The sequence below is a fragment of the Jeotgalibaca sp. A122 genome (genome assembly GCF_052266715.1).
Lineage (GTDB): Bacteria > Bacillota > Bacilli > Lactobacillales > Aerococcaceae > Jeotgalibaca.
In genome coordinates this window covers 241,531-258,278 of record NZ_JBQPRB010000001.1, presented here as the reverse complement: position 1 = coordinate 258,278, position 16,748 = coordinate 241,531, and the positions used below count along the sequence as shown (strand labels likewise).

The window sequence follows — 16,748 nt, the reverse complement described above, 5'->3', positions numbered from 1 at the left end:
TGGAAAATTCATATCCATCTGATATGATAAATTAGAAAGGAGGGGTATACATGCCTTTTTTATATCCCATTTTTGACAGAACCTATTTCTTAATAATCATTGGTCTCGTTATTTCCCTTGCGGCGCAAGCTTATGTAAAAAGTACCTTTACTAAATACAGTCAAGTTGCCAGCCGGAAAGGATTCACGGCTACGCGAGCAGCACAATATATCCTGGACCAGTCTGGTATCCATGATGTCCGGATTGAACGTGTTCGTGGCGATTTGACAGACCACTACGATGCCCGTAACAAAGTATTGCGTCTTTCCGACACAACAGCCGATTCCACATCGGTAGCAGCTATCGGTGTTGCAGCTCATGAGGTTGGCCACGCGATTCAAGACCAGGTTGGTTATATCCCATTGCGTTTGCGCCATGGATTGGTGCCACTCGCTAATATTGGTCAAGGTATTTCCTGGCCCATGATTTTGATCGGGCTTATCATCGGGTCGGGTGGACAGTTCTTGGTTCAACTCGGTATTTTGATGTTTGCCATGACGTTTGTGTTTCAAGTTGTGACCTTACCCGTAGAATTCAATGCTTCAAACCGCGCCTTGCAAATTCTTGGCGGGGGAAATATTTTGGAGCGCGATGAAGTTCCTAAAGCAAAAAGTGTTTTAAATGCTGCGGCTTTGACTTACGTCGCTGCAGCAATTATGAGCTTCCTACAATTATTACGATTGGTTCTATTGTTTGGTGGCCGCAGAAGAGACTGATTCATCACCCTGGGGCGCCATTGTCCCCGGGTTTTTCTGTTTTTTCAACACTTATTCTAGTATTCAACTGTTATCCAGTTTTTGTTGTGAATAAGAGCGCTTTTGTAATATAATGAGAAAAAGCTAGTATGTATCGGCACGCACCAATTATAGGAGGTTACTATGAGAATTAATGGCAAACAAACCGACCGTCGTGTTGTTCGGACAAAAAAAGAAATTTTGAATGCACTCACAACTTTACTGGAACAAAAGACAATTGATGAAATTACAGTGAAAGAAATCACTGATTTAGCAGGTATAAATAGAGGGACATTTTATCTCCATTATGTGGATAAGTACGACTTGATGGAAAAAAGTATTAACCAATTGATTTTGGAAATGCGTGAAATTGGGACCGAAATCATTACGTTAGCAGTCAATAACAATGGTGTGGGAAGTGTTCGTGAGGAAATTGAAGAAGGTTTAATTGCCTTGTTCGACTATATTAAGGAACATCACCGTTTCATCAAGAGTTTGACTGGTGAAAATGGGAATTATTCCTTCCATATTAAATTCAATGAACTGTTAAAAGATAATTTTGTGGACCGCTTTAGTTCCATGAGTTTGGAAATTCCGGCCGTTTATGTGGTATCCGCCATTTCGTATGCAATTCAAGGAACAGTCCAGACCTGGTTACATGAAGGAATGAAAGATTCACCGGCTCAAATGGCGAAAATCTCATATGAAATACTCTCCCGTTACTTGAATGGATTCATGAAGTAAAGAAGCCAGTGAGGTGATAAAAATGGCGAGAACAAATCTTGACTTGGGTTTAGTCGATGAATTATTGAATAAAACCCAAGCTGAAATTGAAAAAATGGCGCCCGTAAATATTTTATTGGTAGGGAAAACTGGAGTAGGAAAGAGTACATTAGTCAATAATGTCTTTCGTGAAAAGCTTGCGTCGACTGGAATTGGGAAGCCGATTACGAAACATTTACGCCGTATTTCCAAAGAAGGTGTACCTATTGTTCTTTACGATACGCGGGGCTTGGAACTAAGTGAAAGTGTTCAGTCTGAAGTACGTAAAGAAATCTTCCAGGCACTCGAGGAGAATCGAAAAAAAGGACCGGAAGAAGCGATTCACGTTGTCTATTATTGCATTAATGCCAGTTCATCCCGGATTGAAGAATCGGAAATCGATTTTATCAATGAGTTGGCCAAGCAAGTACCGGTCATTATCGTCTTGACACAATCTATCGGTCAGCCAGCAGAAGTGTTCCAGAAATACATCGAAGATTTGAATCTGAATGTCATAGCTGTTCGAACGGTAATGGCAGAACCCTTTGTTATTTCCGATGATTTAACAATTCCGCAAAAAGGATTAGTAGAGTTGATTACGTTGACTTTCGACGTGATTCCTTCTGATGCAAAAACAGCTTTTAATAACGCCCAACAAGTGGATATTGAGCGCAAAATAAAAGCAGCCAGGAGTTGGGCGAGGCGATACATAGCAACGACATTCGGTGTTGGTTTTACTCCGATTCCATTTTCAGATGCGACTGTTTTAGTTCCGATGCAAATAACGATGATGGCGCACATTACTGCTATATTCGGTATTTCCTTGGAGAAGACAAGTATTGCAAGCATCCTGGGTGCGATAGGTGGAACGAGTGGCGCGACTTACTTGGGGCGTTATATTGTATCAAATGTCATCAAGTTGATCCCAGGTGCCGGAACATTGGCAGGCGGGATTATCAGTGGCGGGACAGCTTCCATCTTGACGACGGCATTGGCATTGAGTTACATCGAGGTACTGGCATTCATAGCCAAGGGTGAAGTCAAAGGCGAGTACCCTGATTTAAAAAATATAGGAGAATTAATGCGGAAAGAACTTCAAACACGTTTGAAGAATAGCGATAAAGATCCTGAAATGCGCGAGATGATGGATAAACACGCAGTAGTTGAACTAGAAAAAGAGAACTTTGTGCAAAAAGTAGTAAAAATATTCAAGAAGAAAAAATAGACCATTCCTTAATTGGAGTGGTTTTTTATTTGGGTTGATGAAAATGAAAATAGTTACATGTTGATAACAAGTTAAAAACTTAACAATGTCTATAATGTATTAAATTAAACCAAAATAACACTAATTTTATATAGCGTTTTCATCATTATTTCAAAAATACACTATCAAAACAATGTTTTGATTAAAATTTTACAAACATTACATTTGACGTATTTATGAAAATGGTGTATGATTATATTGTAATCAAGTTGATGGTGCGTTTGCACTGAAAAGTATATAGAAGAAAATAAGAGGAGAGATAATGATGGAAAAACAAACATTCTGGGAAGAACTATTAAATGCGGTTGTACTTTACGGTAAACAACTACAAAACGAACATGAATAATCAAGCTTGAGAAACCTGCGGAGGACGCAGGTTTCTTTTTTTTATCTTGAAAATCAGAGTCGTTTGGAAATGAAATCTTTGATGCCCCTAAATCCCTCGCATATGCTATAGTTAATTTAAAACTCTGAGGCGGTGTGAGATGTTTGGATTAGAAACAATTGAAATGGTAATGCTTGTAACGAGTGCTCTAATTGTAGGATTTTCAAAAGCTGGAATCCAGGGCGCTACGATTCCGGCAGTGGCGATGATGGCCATCATCTTTGGTGGAAAAAGTTCGGCAGGAATTATGTTACCCATGTTGATGGTCGGAGATCTTGTTGCCATCTTCAAATACGGTAAAAAAGGGAATGTCCGTGATGTGCTTAAATTGATTCCCGCTACCGTTGTAGGGATAATCGCCGGCGCTGTCATCGGTGCCTGGATCAATGACGCCCAATTCAAATTCCTAATTGGGCTTATCGTCATCATCTGTGTTGTCCTTTTGGCAATTCGCGAATATCAAAAACAAACGATCCCTTTACCGGATAACGCGGTCTTGAAAAGTGCTGTCGGAGTGCTGAGCGGCTTTTCTTCCATGATAGGAAACGCAGCAGGCCCTATTTTCAACGTCTATATTCTGGCACAGAATCTTAAGAAGGAAACGATGATCGGAACGACAGCTTGGTTCTTTTTCCTGATGAATGTCATCAAACTACCGTTCCACATTTTTCTCTGGGGCACGATTGACTTTGAAACCGTGAAATATACCGGCTTTGCCATCCCATTCATCGCGCTTGGTGCAGTGGGTGGTATCTGGATTGTCAACCATATCAGTGAAAGATGGTATCGTCGTCTCGTCATCGTGATGACTGCGGTCACCGCAATACGTTTAATACTATAGGGAGTGGGACAAAAGGCGGTTAGCCCCGAACCACTGGAGCGAATAAGCGCAAGATGGTCGCAGGCCATCTGAGCATTATTCGTGAAGTGGACGTCGGGGCTGCCTTTTGTCGCACGTTTAGAATACAGATATTCGTATACAGGAAAGAGGGTGAGACAAAAGTCTCACCCTCTTTGTATAAACCCATTATTAATCCAACGTCTCAATTTCCTCGGCTGGATCGACCTCAGCACTTTGTGGATTGAAACGAGCTGCCCGGTGAGCGTGAATGGCATCCAAAATCGGTACCATCATTCCAGCCACAAGACCGCCGGCAAAGCCATTGTTGTATAAATTAACCCCGCCGTGCAAAAAACCAACATTCACAACCAACGTCAGGTGTATCGCACCCGCGAGAATACCAACCACTGTTCCGTAACGACCCGCAATCGGAGCCAAAGTGGTGGAAAATAAAATCGCAATTAAAATACTGGGATCTTGCGTCAAATGCTCTGTAATATACGACATCAACGTCGTCCCAATCATGATAGGTGCAATATTGAGTAGATGCTTTCCGAAAGATCCGAAACCAACGATAGTCATAATGCCACCAATGACGGGTCCACTTAAATCGCCACCCAATAATAAGATGAAAAGGGTAGAAAAGATTCCCAGCAACCCCATATTAATAATGGTTGCGCCGATGCCGCCAATATCAATAAAGTCCGTTGATAATTGACCGGTATGTTTGTAAATGCGCGACAAACCAGCCAGTGTAAACCTATTAATAACAAAACCATAAAGCCCCATTATCCCAAAAAATCCGAGTAAAATCGTGCTGAAGGCCACTGTATACTCCGTTGAAATAATCGTTACTGCCTCGATTTCCATACCGAAACTGCGCATGATGGAGATGAAAATCGTTCCGACGAACCCGCACGTAAAGCCAACGTTATATAAACTAAAACCCTTGGTAAAGTTAATAACATGATGTCCTAATGGTGGTAAAATAAACCCGGCGATAAAGCCAGCGGAAATACCAACCACTAATCCAACCGGTAACGACAACCCTTGATTAAAGGTCAACTCACTGACCAAAGGACCAAGAGCCGTTCCAAATAACGCCGCCAGCAACGAGCGTTCTAACGGGTTATGCGTTATTTTCGCATAGCCGAGTGCGCCAAGCACGATTGGCATTGAATTATAAAAATTCTTTCCGAAAAATGAAAACCCGATAATCAAAAATAAAGCCGAAATAACGGGACCGGTTATTTTTGCCCGACATAGCCAGACAACACCGAGTGCCTGCAGGGTCATCACTGCTGCATTGATTAAAGTCGCGCCAGGGTTTGCCAAGGCCATGTAGTCAGTCAATAAGTTGGCAGGAGAACGGGTAATGAGCCAAAAGCCATCCCATATCTCCCAAGGTGTATTAAAAGTAAAAGCCAGTAGGATCATTGCAAATGAAATGCTGACAAACAAGCGATAAAGCACTTTTGTCGGCAATGGCTGAAAATTTGAAGCTGTATTTAATGGTATTACCGTCATAACATTCCTCCCAATCAAAAAAAGTGACGTAGCAAATTAATTTGTTTAATTTTACTATAACTAGCGTTTTATTGGCAAGTCAATAATGTGTATTTTTCGAGTATTTTCGTGACTGGACAACATATTTACGATAACGTTTACTTATTGCGTTTTGCATAATCAGTCGGCGAACTGCCGTAATACTTCTTGAATAATTTACTAAAATACAACGCATCCTCATACCCAATCAAGTGTGCCGTTTCCTTAATGGAAATATCCTCCGTATTATCCAGAAGTGTCTTCGCTTTCTCCAACCGATACCGAATTAAATAATTAATCGGTGATTCCCCAAGTTGGTCCTTGAATATTCTGGAAATGGTGGCCGGACTGGCATAACAAGCCTCCGCAATCCGATTCAAAGTCAAATCCTCACGATAATTCGTTTCAATATATAGCTTAATTCCATCAACTAACTGTTGCCGTTCCAATTCCTCATCCGTCAACACCAGCTCTTTGTCCTCCAGCTGGTCCGTACTCTTGTCCCGCAAAATATAAACCATTAATTTTAGTACCAACGATTTCAAAATGATATCATAACCACTCTTGCGCTCGTTCCGTTCCTTGATAATTTCAAAGCAAGTTTCGAAAAAAACATCTTCATATTCACTCAGGTGCACAATCGTTGCTTCCAGTGGGAAAAAATCACGGGGAAAGCGGTCGATGGAAAAATGTCTGATTCCAATATGGATTTGGCGGTTATGCATGCCTTTGGGAATTTGTTCATAATGGTAAACACCCGGATTGAATAATAAGATGGCACCTTTTTCCAAGAGGCGCGTTTCACCTTCAATTGTATATTCGGATTGGCCTTCTAAAATAATGGATATTTCAAAAAAATCATGGTAATGATTTTTACCTGATCTTGGACCAATCATTTCGGAATCAAACACATAAAGGATCTCCGGATTGAATGTTTTGGAATCAATATTAAGCATCGCGCCACCTCCTGTCTATCAATAGAATTATAGCTTTTTCTCTGGTTTCTAGCCATGAAAATGGCTCTTGATAATTTTGTCCATTACATTTGAGTGTATAATCCATTCGATTTAGAATGATTTTCCTTTAAAATAGTAAGCAAATGAATAAGAAAGGCGGAACTACGATGAACAGCAGTATTAAATGGGTAAAAAAATACCTTCAACCGTATCGTATGAGTTGGTTATGGGCCAGCATTTTAACAATCTTCATTGCCCTCAGCAATATCGCAACGCCCTATATTAGTGGGACGATTGTTGACCAAGTTATTACCAACGGACAAACAGAATGGTTGGTGCCGTTACTGGGGCTCTTAATTGGGATAACGATCATCAGAATGGTCATACGCTATCTGTATCAAATTCGATTTGAACAAATCAGTCAAGATGTCTTGTTCAAAATTCGTGAGGATTTATATGTTAAGTTACAAGAACTCGATTTTACTTTCTTCAATACCAATCGCGTAGGGGATATTATGGCCCGGATGACAGGGGATACGGATGCGGTTCGTCATGCTGTGGCTTGGGCTTATTATAATATTTTGGATAACATTGTGCTCTTTATTTCGGCCCTCATTTTCTTGAGTGCGATAGAATGGCGCTTAACGCTGTCACTCTTGATTGTTACGCCGTTCATAGCCTTTTTCACGGTCCTGTTATCTCGCAATGCCGGCCGCGCTTTCTACCAAATTCGAGAAAGTTTTTCGCGCTTGAATACAGTGGTGGAGGAACATATCAGTGGGAACAAAGTGGTCCGCGCCTTCGGGAGGGAAGCGTTCGAGATTGAGAAGTTCAATCGTTACAACGAAGACTTTCGTCAACGCAACCTGGACTCTGCCAAGGTTTCTGCGCGTTACCTGCCGATCATTGAAGTGTTTGCCGGGTTTTTAGCAATCATCACGGTTGGTCTGGGAGGTTTGTTTGTAATGAATGGTGCCATGACCATCGGGGATTTGGTTACTTTTAACGGCCTTATCTGGATGTTGAATGTGCCGATGCGTAACTTGGGGAACCATGTAAATGACTTGCAAAATTTTGATGCCAGTACCCAAAAAATTAGGCAAATGCTGGCTGTGAAGCCACAGATTCCGATTGAACAACGAATTGAAGTGCCGCGTTTACGTGGCGATATTACGTTTGAAAATGTTTCGTTTGCCTTTTCCGATGAACCGGAAGTGGATGTCATCCATGACATCAGCTTCAGCATTAAAGCCGGCGAAACGTTAGGTGTATTGGGCGAAACGGGTTCAGGAAAATCAACCCTCGTCAACCTCATTTCCCGTTTCTTTGATCCAACGAAAGGGCGGGTATTGATTGATGGCATCGACATTAAAGAAATGAATGTCATCAATTTGCGTCAACAGATTGCAGTGGTAATGCAGGATGTGTTCCTGTTTTCCGATACGATTAAACATAACATTACTTACGGCGCCCCAAAAGTACCTTTCCAACGGGTTCAAAAAGTAGCGGAAGTGGCCGATGCCAGTCAGTTTATTGAACGGATGCCGGAACAATACGATACCTATTTGGGCGAACGCGGAAGCGGTTTGTCAGGTGGTCAGAAACAACGGTTGTCCTTAGCCCGTGGTTTGATAAAGGACCCGGCGATTTTGATTTTGGATGACACGACTTCAGCGGTCGATATGGAAACCGAAGTGAAAATTCAGGAGGGACTAAAAGGTTCTACTGCCCAACAAACAACCGTTATTATCGCAAACCGTATTTCTTCGGTTAAAAATGCCGATAAAATCATTATCCTTTCTAAAGGTAGGATTGTGGAGCGGGGAACACACGAGAGCCTGCTCGCGAAAGGCGGACTCTATTATCGAATTTATCAAGAACAATTGGGACAAGCGGAAGTAGGTGATGAAGATGGAATTTGAAGACACAAAATCAACTAAAATAGACTTCCAGGGCTTTAAGCGGATTGGGTCCTATTTAAAACCTTATAAATCCAATATCCTCAAATTATTGGTGATGTTATTGTTTTCCAACTTCGCCTTAATCCTGGGTCCATATTTAATCAGTTATGTGATTGACTCAGCCATCCCGAATCAAGACACGAACGCTTTGATTTGGGTCACGGTGTTTTATACCGTTGTTTCCGTCTTGAATGCGGGAGCAATCCGTTACCGGATTTACCACATCACGAAGCTCGGGCAGGATGTATTGCGTGATATCCGTTCGGATTTGTTCAACCACATCCAGAAATTAGGATTCCGCTTCTTTGACACACGACCGCACGGAAAAATTTTGACCCGTGTAGTAAACTATATCAATGCTTTGAGTAATATTTTATCATCCGGCTTGATTACGGTTATTTCTGACATCTTGAGTATTGTTGTAACCTTGGCGATTATGTTGTCGATTGACGTAGTGCTGACATTGTACAGTTTCCTATTGCTTCCTTTATTGTTTGTCATCACCATGGTTATCAAAAACAAGCAACGGATTGCTTATGAGGAACTGAGTGCGAAACAGGCGAACCTGAATGCTTACATTCATGAGTCGATTGAAGGGATAAAGACAACGCAATCTTACACCCGTGAGGGCATGAACTTTGATATCTTTGCGGATGTCAGTAATCAACAAAGTGTGGCCTGGATGAGGGCTGTCAAAGTTCAGTTTATCTTGGGGCCGATGGTACAAATTATTTCCAGTGTGACCATTGCCTTCATTTATTTCGCCGGTATTCGTGGACTGGGTGTGGAAGTTTCCACCGGGGTATTGATTGCTTTTGTTGCCTATGTGACGAACTTCTGGAACCCAATCATCAACCTGGGTAACTTCTATAATTCCCTGGTTTCCGGTACGGTTTATCTGGAGCGTGTGTTCGAGATGATGGATTTGGAGCCGTTGATAAAAGACGCGCCGGATGCATTCGACATGCCGCCGGTCAAAGGGGAAGTTGTTTTCGAAAATGTGACTTTCGGCTATAAAGAAGGTCAAAATATTTTCGAAGATCTTTCTTTCAAAGTAAACCCCGGTGAAACGATTGCTTTGGTTGGTCCGACGGGGGCCGGTAAATCTACCATCACCAACTTGATCCCGCGTTTCTATGATGTTCAAAAGGGGAAAGTAATGGTGGATGGCATTGATATCCGCGATGTGACGATGAAATCCCTGCGGAGCGAAGTGGGTGTCATGTTGCAAGATACGTTCATTTTTTCCGGAACGATTATGGATAATATCCGTTATGGGAAGCTGGATGCCACCGAAGAAGAAATCATTGCCGCAGCTAAAGTCGTGCGTGCACATGATTTCATCAAAGATCTGAAAGGTGGGTACAACACCTATGTTCAGGAGCGGGGAAGTACGTTGTCAGCAGGTCAGCGCCAACTGATTTCCTTTGCCCGGACCTTGTTGTCGGATCCGAAAGTATTGATTTTGGATGAAGCGACGTCCAGTATCGATACGCAAACGGAAGTGTTGTTGCAAGAGGGACTCGACCGGTTGCTGGAGGGGCGGACCGCATTCGTTGTGGCCCACCGTCTGTCCACAATCCGCAACAGTGATCGCATCTTCTTCATTGGTGACCGCAGGATTCTCGAATCCGGTACCCATCAAGAGTTGTTGCAACAACGCGGTCGTTACTACCACTTGTACAAGACACAATCTGAATTGTTGAAGAGACTATAGTAAGGAAAAAACGGACATAACTTTGGGAACCCCCATGAGTTATGTCCGTTTATATTTGTTTTTGGACATAACTTTCCGTGGCAGATAGCGTTATGTCCTGTTTAAAACAAATTTTTTATTTTCTCAATATTTTTAAGCATGACCGAAATCGTCCCATCCGGATTATTGATGAACTCCACAACCTCAGCGTCCTGGTATAAGTCCATCGGGATGCTGATTTCAATGCCATTATTCAAACGCAACTTCTGCTTGGAAAACTTCGGTCCCGCCACCGCAACTTCAGCCGGTGCCCGGTCCACATACCCCAGCTCCTCGACTTCCTGGAAGAACTTCTCTTTCTTCGCGTAATTGTCACCAAACAACTGATCTGCAATCACATGATTATCAATCACATTTTCTTCTTCCATACTATGTACAATCGCCTGTTTCGTTTCCGCCAGCGCCACAAACTCCTCATCATTAAACGCCTTGCTCGTCTTCTGAACCGCCTTTTTAATCATCGAAATATTTTCCTTCAGACTCGGTTTCGGCTGATCCTCGAGAAACATTTCCGTGAAATAAAACTTCTTCTCCGCCAATTCCGTAATCATATGCTTCTTCTCGAGTACATGGTATTGCATCGTCTCCAGATTCAAAACCATACCCTCCTGAATCGCCTGCCGCGCACTCGGCAAAATCGCGCGATTCACCACCAACTGATTCGTCAGCGTGTCCGCCTCTTGCGATACGTGGTGCGTAATACTATCCGAGTAGTTTAGTTTAAATAACCCCAAACAGGCAACTTCGTCCAAGGTAAATTTAGCAAACAGCAAGTCTGCAGCCGGAATCTCGTAATTCACTTTGGTGATATTATAGAATTTGTCCGTCAATGCACGCGTTGCCCCGATGAAATCATCGGCTACATTTTCCAATAACCCCACAGTCGGATTGTCCGCCAGCAATGTGCCTTCTTTCATATTATCGGAATCTTCTACTTTTTCGATCATGGCATGGATATAGTCAATTGTGAACTTTTCCGAAATATCCAATCCAGCTAATGAATAAATCGGTTCATTTGTATTTAAGTCAAGTATATGCAAAACTGCTTCTTGAATATAGATCATTATGTCCCTCCATTTTGAAATCACAAGTACCAGTATCTCACAAAATATGACCCCGCAAAAGAACAAACCTTTACTTAATTTCGAAAATCACTTATATTTTAAACAACAGTAAGAGAATGGAGAAGGAAAATGACGCAACCACAACCGTACGGCACGGTACTGATAAAAGCTGATAAAATACTGAATTTCTTGGCATCGGTCAACGTTTCGCAACCCCTGCATGCCATCGCCAAAGCGACGGATATGACCAATCCGACTGCTTTGAAAATCCTGGGAACGCTGGAATTGATCGGGTATGTCAGAAAAAATGATGGCGACAAAACATATGGTTTGGGAAGCGGCTTAGTCCGTTATGCCAATCAATATTTGGCGGATCTGGACATTTCAAAAATAGCCTATCCCTATTTAAAAGAACTCCATGAAAAATTGGACGAAACCGTTCATCTTTCCATCCGCGAAGGCGACGAGATTCTGTACGTAAACAAACTGGAATCAATGCGCCCGATTGTCGTGACGACATCCCGAATTGGCTTCTCAAAACCGATGTATGCATCCGCCATGGGAAAAGCCATGCTCGCGGAATTATTGGAGGAAGAATTGGATGCTTATTTATCCCGAGTGGAGTTGAAGCCTTTTACCCAACATACATTGGTCACTGAGGCGGCCATCAAAAATGAACTCACTGAGATTCGTGAACAGGGAATTGCGTTCGACAACAGCGAGGAGCAGATTGAAGTGTTTTGCATGGGTACGACCTTGTCCGTTAACGGCAAAAATTACGGCGCGTTTAGTGTCAGTATGCCGACATACCGCCGGACACCAGAAAAAGAGGCGACAGTTGCCGCTGCAATCAAGGCTGCCCGCAATGGTATTTTAAAAGAACTGGAAAATGTTTACATGTATATCTAAGAGAGGAAAATCTTTTTCTATGAATTCATAGAAAACGGTTGCTCTCTTTTTTTTTCTGTCATATAATGAGTAAGAAGTTTCTTATATGAATATCTAATTTCCTATTTGGAAATGTAATCGTAATCATAAACCATGAAAAAGAGGGATGTTTGATGAAACAAAATATTTTATGTGTAGGGGAAACGTTGATGCGTTTTTCAACTCAGGTCGGAACGCATTTTTATGATACAACGCAATTGAGTTTACATTACGGTGGAGCAGAGGCGAATGTTGCCATCAACTTGAGCTCGCTTGGCCATAGAACGACGTATTTTACCAAAGTACCTGATAACCAATTGGGTCAATCCGCAATCCGTCATACGCAAAAGTACGGCGTAGATGCGAGTGAAGTGATCTACGGCGGCGACCGTTTAGGTGCTTACTATCTGGAGTCTGGGGCAGGCCCGCGTGCGTCCAAAGTCATTTACGATCGCGCTCATTCTGCGATTGCGGAAATGAAAATTTCTGAAGTGGATGTGGATGAACTTTTAAAAGGAAAAACCATGCTTCACATCACGGGTGTAACAGCAGCACTTTCTGAAGATAGCCGTAAAGTAACGAAAGAGTTGATGAAGAAAGCTCACAAAAAAGGCGTGACTGTCAACTTTGATGTGAACTACCGTTCCAAACTATGGTCCATTGAAGAGTGTACAGCATTCTTGAAAGAAGTCCTGCCATATGTGGATTACCTATCCGCTGGCAAACGTGACGCCATCACATTCTTTGGCGTTCCGGAAATTTCCGAGCAAGAATTTGAATTGGATTATTACTATGGAAAAATGAATGAATTGTATCCGAATATCAAAATTTTCTACTCAACTTTACGTAACGTCATTTCTGCAACGCATAACACTTTGCAAGGAACATTTTGGAAAGACGGCGTAACTTACTACTCAACCGTACAGAATATGGACCATATTATCGATCGCGTTGGGGGCGGGGATGCATTCGCTGCCGGTGTTCTTCATGGCATTCTAGAAGAAAAAGACCCAGAGTATATCATCAACTTTGCGACAGCATTCTCTTCCTTGAAACATACCGTAAACGGAGACGTGAGTCCATTCTCTGTTGAGGAAACTGAAAAAACAATGACCGCTGACGCTTCAGTAGAGCGTTAATATAATTTAAAGTGACTTAGTCCCGAAATTTGGAGACTAAGTCACTTTATTTTTATTTAAAATGATTTAGTGGCGCGAAAATGGCAGTAAGTCATTTTGTTTTTATTTAAAATGACTTAGTCCTCCAAAACTGTCGGTAAGTCACTTTAAATAGCCTAACTTGTTGATTGTATAGGCTTGAAGTAAAATATAGATTCTTGGTAAAAGCGAAATCACAGCAAGGAGGAAAGCACTTGGGATTAATAAAGGGGTCCGTCGAAATTGGTGGGTTTACACCAACACAACTCATGAGTAGGTTAGAACAAAAAGGTATTATGATGAATGAGTACGCAGAACAGCTATTGATGGATGAACGATTTACCACTGCAAAAAAGAAGCATACCGTCCACACGGTTGAACTTACAGGTAAAGATTTGGGTTTCCCTGACGGAGCTGTGATGCCCCAGATACTGGACCGGATTAAGGTGAGGGGATTGGCGTTGTGCCCGATTGAACTAGGGCCGCATTTGCGGTTAGCTTATTTCAATCAGCCGGAAGGGGTTAAGGACAACCCCGTTCAAAAACGTCAAGCACCATCAGGATCCATCACTGTAGCATCAGAACGGATCAGCCTCGATGATGAATTCCCGAAAGGTTTCTATTTGAGAAATATAGAAGGTAATTTATGGCTGCGTGGTTATGTGGCTGATGACTTACATGTTTGGAATCCAAACGACCATTTTATATTCATGATTGCGGAGGATTTTACATGATGCAAAGTATCTTATCAGCACTGGCAGTTTTTATTTCCACAAATATCGATAACTTATTCATTCTGATGATTATTTTTTCTCAAGCCGATAGCAAAAAGAGCGTTTCTCACGTTTACCTAGGCCAATACCTCGGGACAGGTATATTAGTAGCAGTCAGCCTGTTCACCGCCGATGTCCTTCACTACATTCCCCAGGACTGGATGATTGGTCTGCTGGGATTTATTCCAATCTATTTGGGAATCCGGAAGGCGATGCAAGGGGAAGATGAGACTGAAGAAGAGGAGGTAATTGAAAAATTGGAATCGCGTGGAGGCAGCCATCTTGTTCGCACGGTTGCCTTGATTACCGTTGCTGCCGGTGGTGATAATTTAGGAATCTACATTCCTTTTTTCACTTCTATCAACATAACTGCAATCTTCATGACTCTCATCGTTTTCGCAATAGCTATTCCTGTTCTTTGCTATACGAGTCACCATCTAGCCAAGCTATCCTTTATTTCGGAAACCTTGGAAAAATATGAGCGCATCATTGTTCCGATAGTTTTTATAGGGCTCGGGATTTATATTTTATTTGAGAATAGCACCATCCAAGCTTTTTTTGATTTAATTTGATAAGAAACAAAAACAGCACCCGGACAATATTCCAGGTGCTGCTTACATTTTATGCAAATAAAAATTCAAAATGCCCATAAATTCATCGGCTTCCAGAACATCCTCCGTCATAACCACGATGGCGTAAATCGGAACACCATCCTCATAGTAAATTCCCATATCATGATTCCACTGCTCACTACTGCCATATTTCGCAGCCATACCAACAGAAACAAGTTCTTTCAAACGAAAGCCCTCTTGCGCCTCCATCATTGTTTCAATAATAAATGTGTAAGCATCATTATTTGCAACATGAATCAACGTTTGTTCCAACATCCGAGCAGTTGCATAGTTTTCTGTATAAACAATATCGGGAAGGTCATCCAGTCCACTCAGTCCCGCAATCGCTTGACGGTATTTTTCAAAATCACCACTGAAATTTTCAATGTAATAAAAAGCCAGCACATTCGTAGCCGTATTGTCAGAATGGATCAACATCTCCAGAATCAACTCGTCAACTGGATAAGCATCTTCCTTTTCTGCGTTCGTAACCGCACCCTCGCCGGATTCATAATAAGAATCGTAATAGGGCAATTTTGAATCCCAATCCATTATTCCATTCTCAATCAAGTCCGCATACAGTGCCGCAATCGCTACTTTCGTTGTACTCGCCGCGTACATCGCTTGATCCGCATTTAAATAGTAATGCTCGCCATCCACAAAATCATAATAAGCAATCGCAATCTGATTCTCATCCACATCAAAATACACCATAATATCATTTATTGTTTCCGCAACCGTCGCACCCAGTTCGATATCGTATTCATTTTCCATCGAGATTGCGATACTCTCCACAACTGAATGTTCATCGTCCTTAAAAAGAGTAACCCAGCCCAAAATCACCAAAAATGTTACCAACAGCAAAATTAGTGAAATTTGAATTTTTTTATTCATAATCCGCCTCGATTATCTTTTTAACAATATGTTAACATATTGCAAACAAAATAACTATACCGAAAAGACCATTTCGTTCGAAATTGCCTTTCCACTTATTAATAATCCAACTGCCTCAAATACAATATCAAATTATTATCGGCATCCACTTTGGCATTATACTGACGAATAGCCGCTTCCAAATCTTTTTGCATCACCGAATCCTTGCTAAACCGGCTGATTACCCAGTACACAATCTCGGCCACGATACCACCCCTGCCAGCAGACCCCAATTCGAAACCCATCAACTCTTCATCCGATAACTTCGTCTTCAGCAAATCACGTACCTTTTGCCGCAACTCACCCTTAACCACCAAAGTCTCCTCACGTCGTTCCAAACCTGCCAGCAACTCTTTCTCGTTTTGAACTTCCACTCGCGTCATCTCCATTCTTTCCTTTATTATACGAAAAAAGGGAGCCCGGTACAAAAGATACCAGACTCCCTGTTTAATTATTTTACTTCGCCAATCGGTAATACAGTTTTGCCGTATAATTCATTCAACACTTGTGCCATTGCCGCATAAATTGCCGTGAATCCACAAATGATTCCTTCATAACCAGCAATTGTCAGAATCAATTCTGAACCAGTAAAGTTAGCCAATGCCAACAAGAAGAATAGAATTGTTAAGGAACCAAACACAACTTGAAGTGATTTTGTAATGCGCAATGTTCCGATGAACATGAAGAATGTGAACAATCCCCACATAAACAAGTAAGCAGCCATCGACAATGAATCCGCAGCCTCACCATAACCCATCAACGGTAAAATATTTAATGCAACCAATGATAACCAAAAGAAACCGTATGATGTGAAAGCTGTTGTTCCGAATGTGTTGTTCTTTTTGAATTCCATGATTCCAGCGATTACTTGTGCCATGCCACCATAGAAAATACCCATAGCCAAAATCATTGCGTTCAATGAGAAGAAACCTGCATTATGAATGTTCAACAAAATCGTTGTCATCCCAAAGCCCATCAAACCTAACGGTGCCGGATTTGCCGTCACTTCTTTATATAAAACTGTCTTTTCCTTTTCCAAT

Annotated in this window: 16 protein-coding genes; 10 read left to right on the top strand and 6 right to left on the bottom strand. The window is 41.8% G+C overall.

Annotation, left to right across the window (positions count from 1 at the left end; all coding sequences use genetic code 11):
* Positions 1 to 50: 50 nt before the first annotated feature.
* The 4 genes from ACTU7M_RS01205 (at position 51) to ACTU7M_RS01190 (ending at position 4,025) form a co-directional block, all read left to right on the top strand.
* On the top strand, positions 51 to 755 hold the full coding sequence (locus ACTU7M_RS01205) for a zinc metallopeptidase (protein WP_443472545.1): 705 nt from the start codon (positions 51 to 53) through the stop codon (positions 753 to 755).
* Positions 756 to 917: 162 nt separating this feature from the next.
* A complete protein-coding gene (locus tag ACTU7M_RS01200; RefSeq protein ID WP_443472544.1) occupies positions 918 to 1,517 on the top strand; it encodes a TetR/AcrR family transcriptional regulator in 600 nt (199 codons plus the stop codon).
* Positions 1,518 to 1,539: 22 nt separating this feature from the next.
* Complete coding sequence (locus tag ACTU7M_RS01195) at positions 1,540 to 2,760, top strand: YcjF family protein (protein ID WP_443472543.1); 1,221 nt, start codon at positions 1,540 to 1,542, stop codon at positions 2,758 to 2,760.
* 524 nt (positions 2,761 to 3,284) lie between these two features.
* A complete protein-coding gene (locus tag ACTU7M_RS01190) occupies positions 3,285 to 4,025 on the top strand; it encodes a sulfite exporter TauE/SafE family protein (RefSeq protein WP_443472542.1) in 741 nt (246 codons plus the stop codon).
* A gap of 189 nt (positions 4,026 to 4,214) precedes the next feature.
* Here ACTU7M_RS01190 and ACTU7M_RS01185 read toward each other — a convergent pair whose 3' ends face one another.
* Positions 4,215 to 5,552, bottom strand: coding sequence for a DUF1576 domain-containing protein (locus tag ACTU7M_RS01185; RefSeq protein WP_443472541.1), 1,338 nt, complete (start codon positions 5,550 to 5,552; stop codon positions 4,215 to 4,217).
* A 137-nt stretch (positions 5,553 to 5,689) separates the two neighbouring features.
* Positions 5,690 to 6,526: a helix-turn-helix domain-containing protein gene (locus tag ACTU7M_RS01180; protein WP_443472540.1), complete on the bottom strand. Its 837-nt coding sequence runs from the start codon at positions 6,524 to 6,526 to the stop codon at positions 5,690 to 5,692.
* A 167-nt stretch (positions 6,527 to 6,693) separates the two neighbouring features.
* On the opposite strand from ACTU7M_RS01180, the gene ACTU7M_RS01175 reads away from it, so the two are divergent.
* Both ACTU7M_RS01175 and ACTU7M_RS01170 read left to right on the top strand, forming a co-directional pair.
* Entirely contained in the window at positions 6,694 to 8,448 is a 1,755-nt protein-coding gene (locus tag ACTU7M_RS01175; protein WP_443472539.1) for an ABC transporter ATP-binding protein, read from the top strand.
* Complete coding sequence (locus ACTU7M_RS01170; RefSeq protein WP_443472538.1) at positions 8,432 to 10,204, top strand: ABC transporter ATP-binding protein; 1,773 nt, start codon at positions 8,432 to 8,434, stop codon at positions 10,202 to 10,204. Before ACTU7M_RS01175 ends, ACTU7M_RS01170 begins: the two co-directional genes overlap by 17 nt.
* 101 nt (positions 10,205 to 10,305) lie before the next feature.
* Here ACTU7M_RS01170 and ACTU7M_RS01165 read toward each other — a convergent pair whose 3' ends face one another.
* On the bottom strand, positions 10,306 to 11,307 hold the full coding sequence (locus ACTU7M_RS01165; protein ID WP_443472537.1) for a nucleoid-associated protein: 1,002 nt from the start codon (positions 11,305 to 11,307) through the stop codon (positions 10,306 to 10,308).
* A gap of 129 nt (positions 11,308 to 11,436) precedes the next feature.
* Here ACTU7M_RS01165 and ACTU7M_RS01160 point away from each other — a divergent pair, with 129 nt between their 5' ends.
* The 4 genes from ACTU7M_RS01160 to ACTU7M_RS01145 all read left to right on the top strand — a co-directional run bounded on the left by ACTU7M_RS01160 (position 11,437) and on the right by ACTU7M_RS01145 (position 14,736).
* Entirely contained in the window at positions 11,437 to 12,216 is a 780-nt protein-coding gene (locus ACTU7M_RS01160) for an IclR family transcriptional regulator (protein ID WP_443472536.1), read from the top strand.
* 152 nt (positions 12,217 to 12,368) lie between these two features.
* The gene (locus ACTU7M_RS01155; RefSeq protein ID WP_443472535.1) at positions 12,369 to 13,373 is read left to right on the top strand and encodes a PfkB family carbohydrate kinase; all 1,005 of its coding nucleotides are present in this window, start codon (positions 12,369 to 12,371) and stop codon (positions 13,371 to 13,373) included.
* Between the two features lie 233 nt (positions 13,374 to 13,606).
* Positions 13,607 to 14,125: a hypothetical protein gene (locus ACTU7M_RS01150; protein ID WP_443472534.1), complete on the top strand. Its 519-nt coding sequence runs from the start codon at positions 13,607 to 13,609 to the stop codon at positions 14,123 to 14,125.
* Positions 14,122 to 14,736, top strand: coding sequence for a CadD family cadmium resistance transporter (locus tag ACTU7M_RS01145; protein WP_443472533.1), 615 nt, complete (start codon positions 14,122 to 14,124; stop codon positions 14,734 to 14,736). Before ACTU7M_RS01150 ends, ACTU7M_RS01145 begins: the two co-directional genes overlap by 4 nt.
* A gap of 42 nt (positions 14,737 to 14,778) precedes the next feature.
* On the opposite strand, the gene ACTU7M_RS01140 is transcribed toward ACTU7M_RS01145, so the two are convergent.
* From ACTU7M_RS01140 to ACTU7M_RS01130, 3 genes are all read right to left on the bottom strand, one after another.
* Positions 14,779 to 15,669 carry a serine hydrolase gene (locus ACTU7M_RS01140; protein ID WP_443472532.1) on the bottom strand — a complete coding sequence of 297 codons (891 nt, stop codon included), beginning with the start codon at positions 15,667 to 15,669 and terminating at the stop codon, positions 14,779 to 14,781.
* Between the two features lie 98 nt (positions 15,670 to 15,767).
* Entirely contained in the window at positions 15,768 to 16,082 is a 315-nt protein-coding gene (locus ACTU7M_RS01135; RefSeq protein WP_443472531.1) for a hypothetical protein, read from the bottom strand.
* Positions 16,083 to 16,159: 77 nt separating this feature from the next.
* Entirely contained in the window at positions 16,160 to 16,747 is a 588-nt protein-coding gene (locus tag ACTU7M_RS01130) for an acetate uptake transporter (protein WP_443472530.1), read from the bottom strand.
* Position 16,748 lies beyond the last annotated feature (1 nt).

Bases quoted from the DNA above. Each gene is read 5' to 3' on its own strand.
- ACTU7M_RS01205 (WP_443472545.1), top strand. From the start codon at position 51: ATGCCTTTTTTATATCCCATTTTTGACAGAACCTATTTCTTAATAATC.
- ACTU7M_RS01200 (WP_443472544.1), top strand. From the start codon at position 918: ATGAGAATTAATGGCAAACAAACCGACCGTCGTGTTGTTCGGACAAAA.
- ACTU7M_RS01195 (WP_443472543.1), top strand. From the start codon at position 1,540: ATGGCGAGAACAAATCTTGACTTGGGTTTAGTCGATGAATTATTGAAT.
- ACTU7M_RS01190 (WP_443472542.1), top strand. From the start codon at position 3,285: ATGTTTGGATTAGAAACAATTGAAATGGTAATGCTTGTAACGAGTGCT.
- ACTU7M_RS01185 (WP_443472541.1), bottom strand. From the start codon at position 5,552: ATGACGGTAATACCATTAAATACAGCTTCAAATTTTCAGCCATTGCCG.
- ACTU7M_RS01180 (WP_443472540.1), bottom strand. From the start codon at position 6,526: ATGCTTAATATTGATTCCAAAACATTCAATCCGGAGATCCTTTATGTG.
- ACTU7M_RS01175 (WP_443472539.1), top strand. From the start codon at position 6,694: ATGAACAGCAGTATTAAATGGGTAAAAAAATACCTTCAACCGTATCGT.
- ACTU7M_RS01170 (WP_443472538.1), top strand. From the start codon at position 8,432: ATGAAGATGGAATTTGAAGACACAAAATCAACTAAAATAGACTTCCAG.
- ACTU7M_RS01165 (WP_443472537.1), bottom strand. From the start codon at position 11,307: ATGATCTATATTCAAGAAGCAGTTTTGCATATACTTGACTTAAATACA.
- ACTU7M_RS01160 (WP_443472536.1), top strand. From the start codon at position 11,437: ATGACGCAACCACAACCGTACGGCACGGTACTGATAAAAGCTGATAAA.
- ACTU7M_RS01155 (WP_443472535.1), top strand. From the start codon at position 12,369: ATGAAACAAAATATTTTATGTGTAGGGGAAACGTTGATGCGTTTTTCA.
- ACTU7M_RS01145 (WP_443472533.1), top strand. From the start codon at position 14,122: ATGATGCAAAGTATCTTATCAGCACTGGCAGTTTTTATTTCCACAAAT.
- ACTU7M_RS01140 (WP_443472532.1), bottom strand. From the start codon at position 15,669: ATGAATAAAAAAATTCAAATTTCACTAATTTTGCTGTTGGTAACATTT.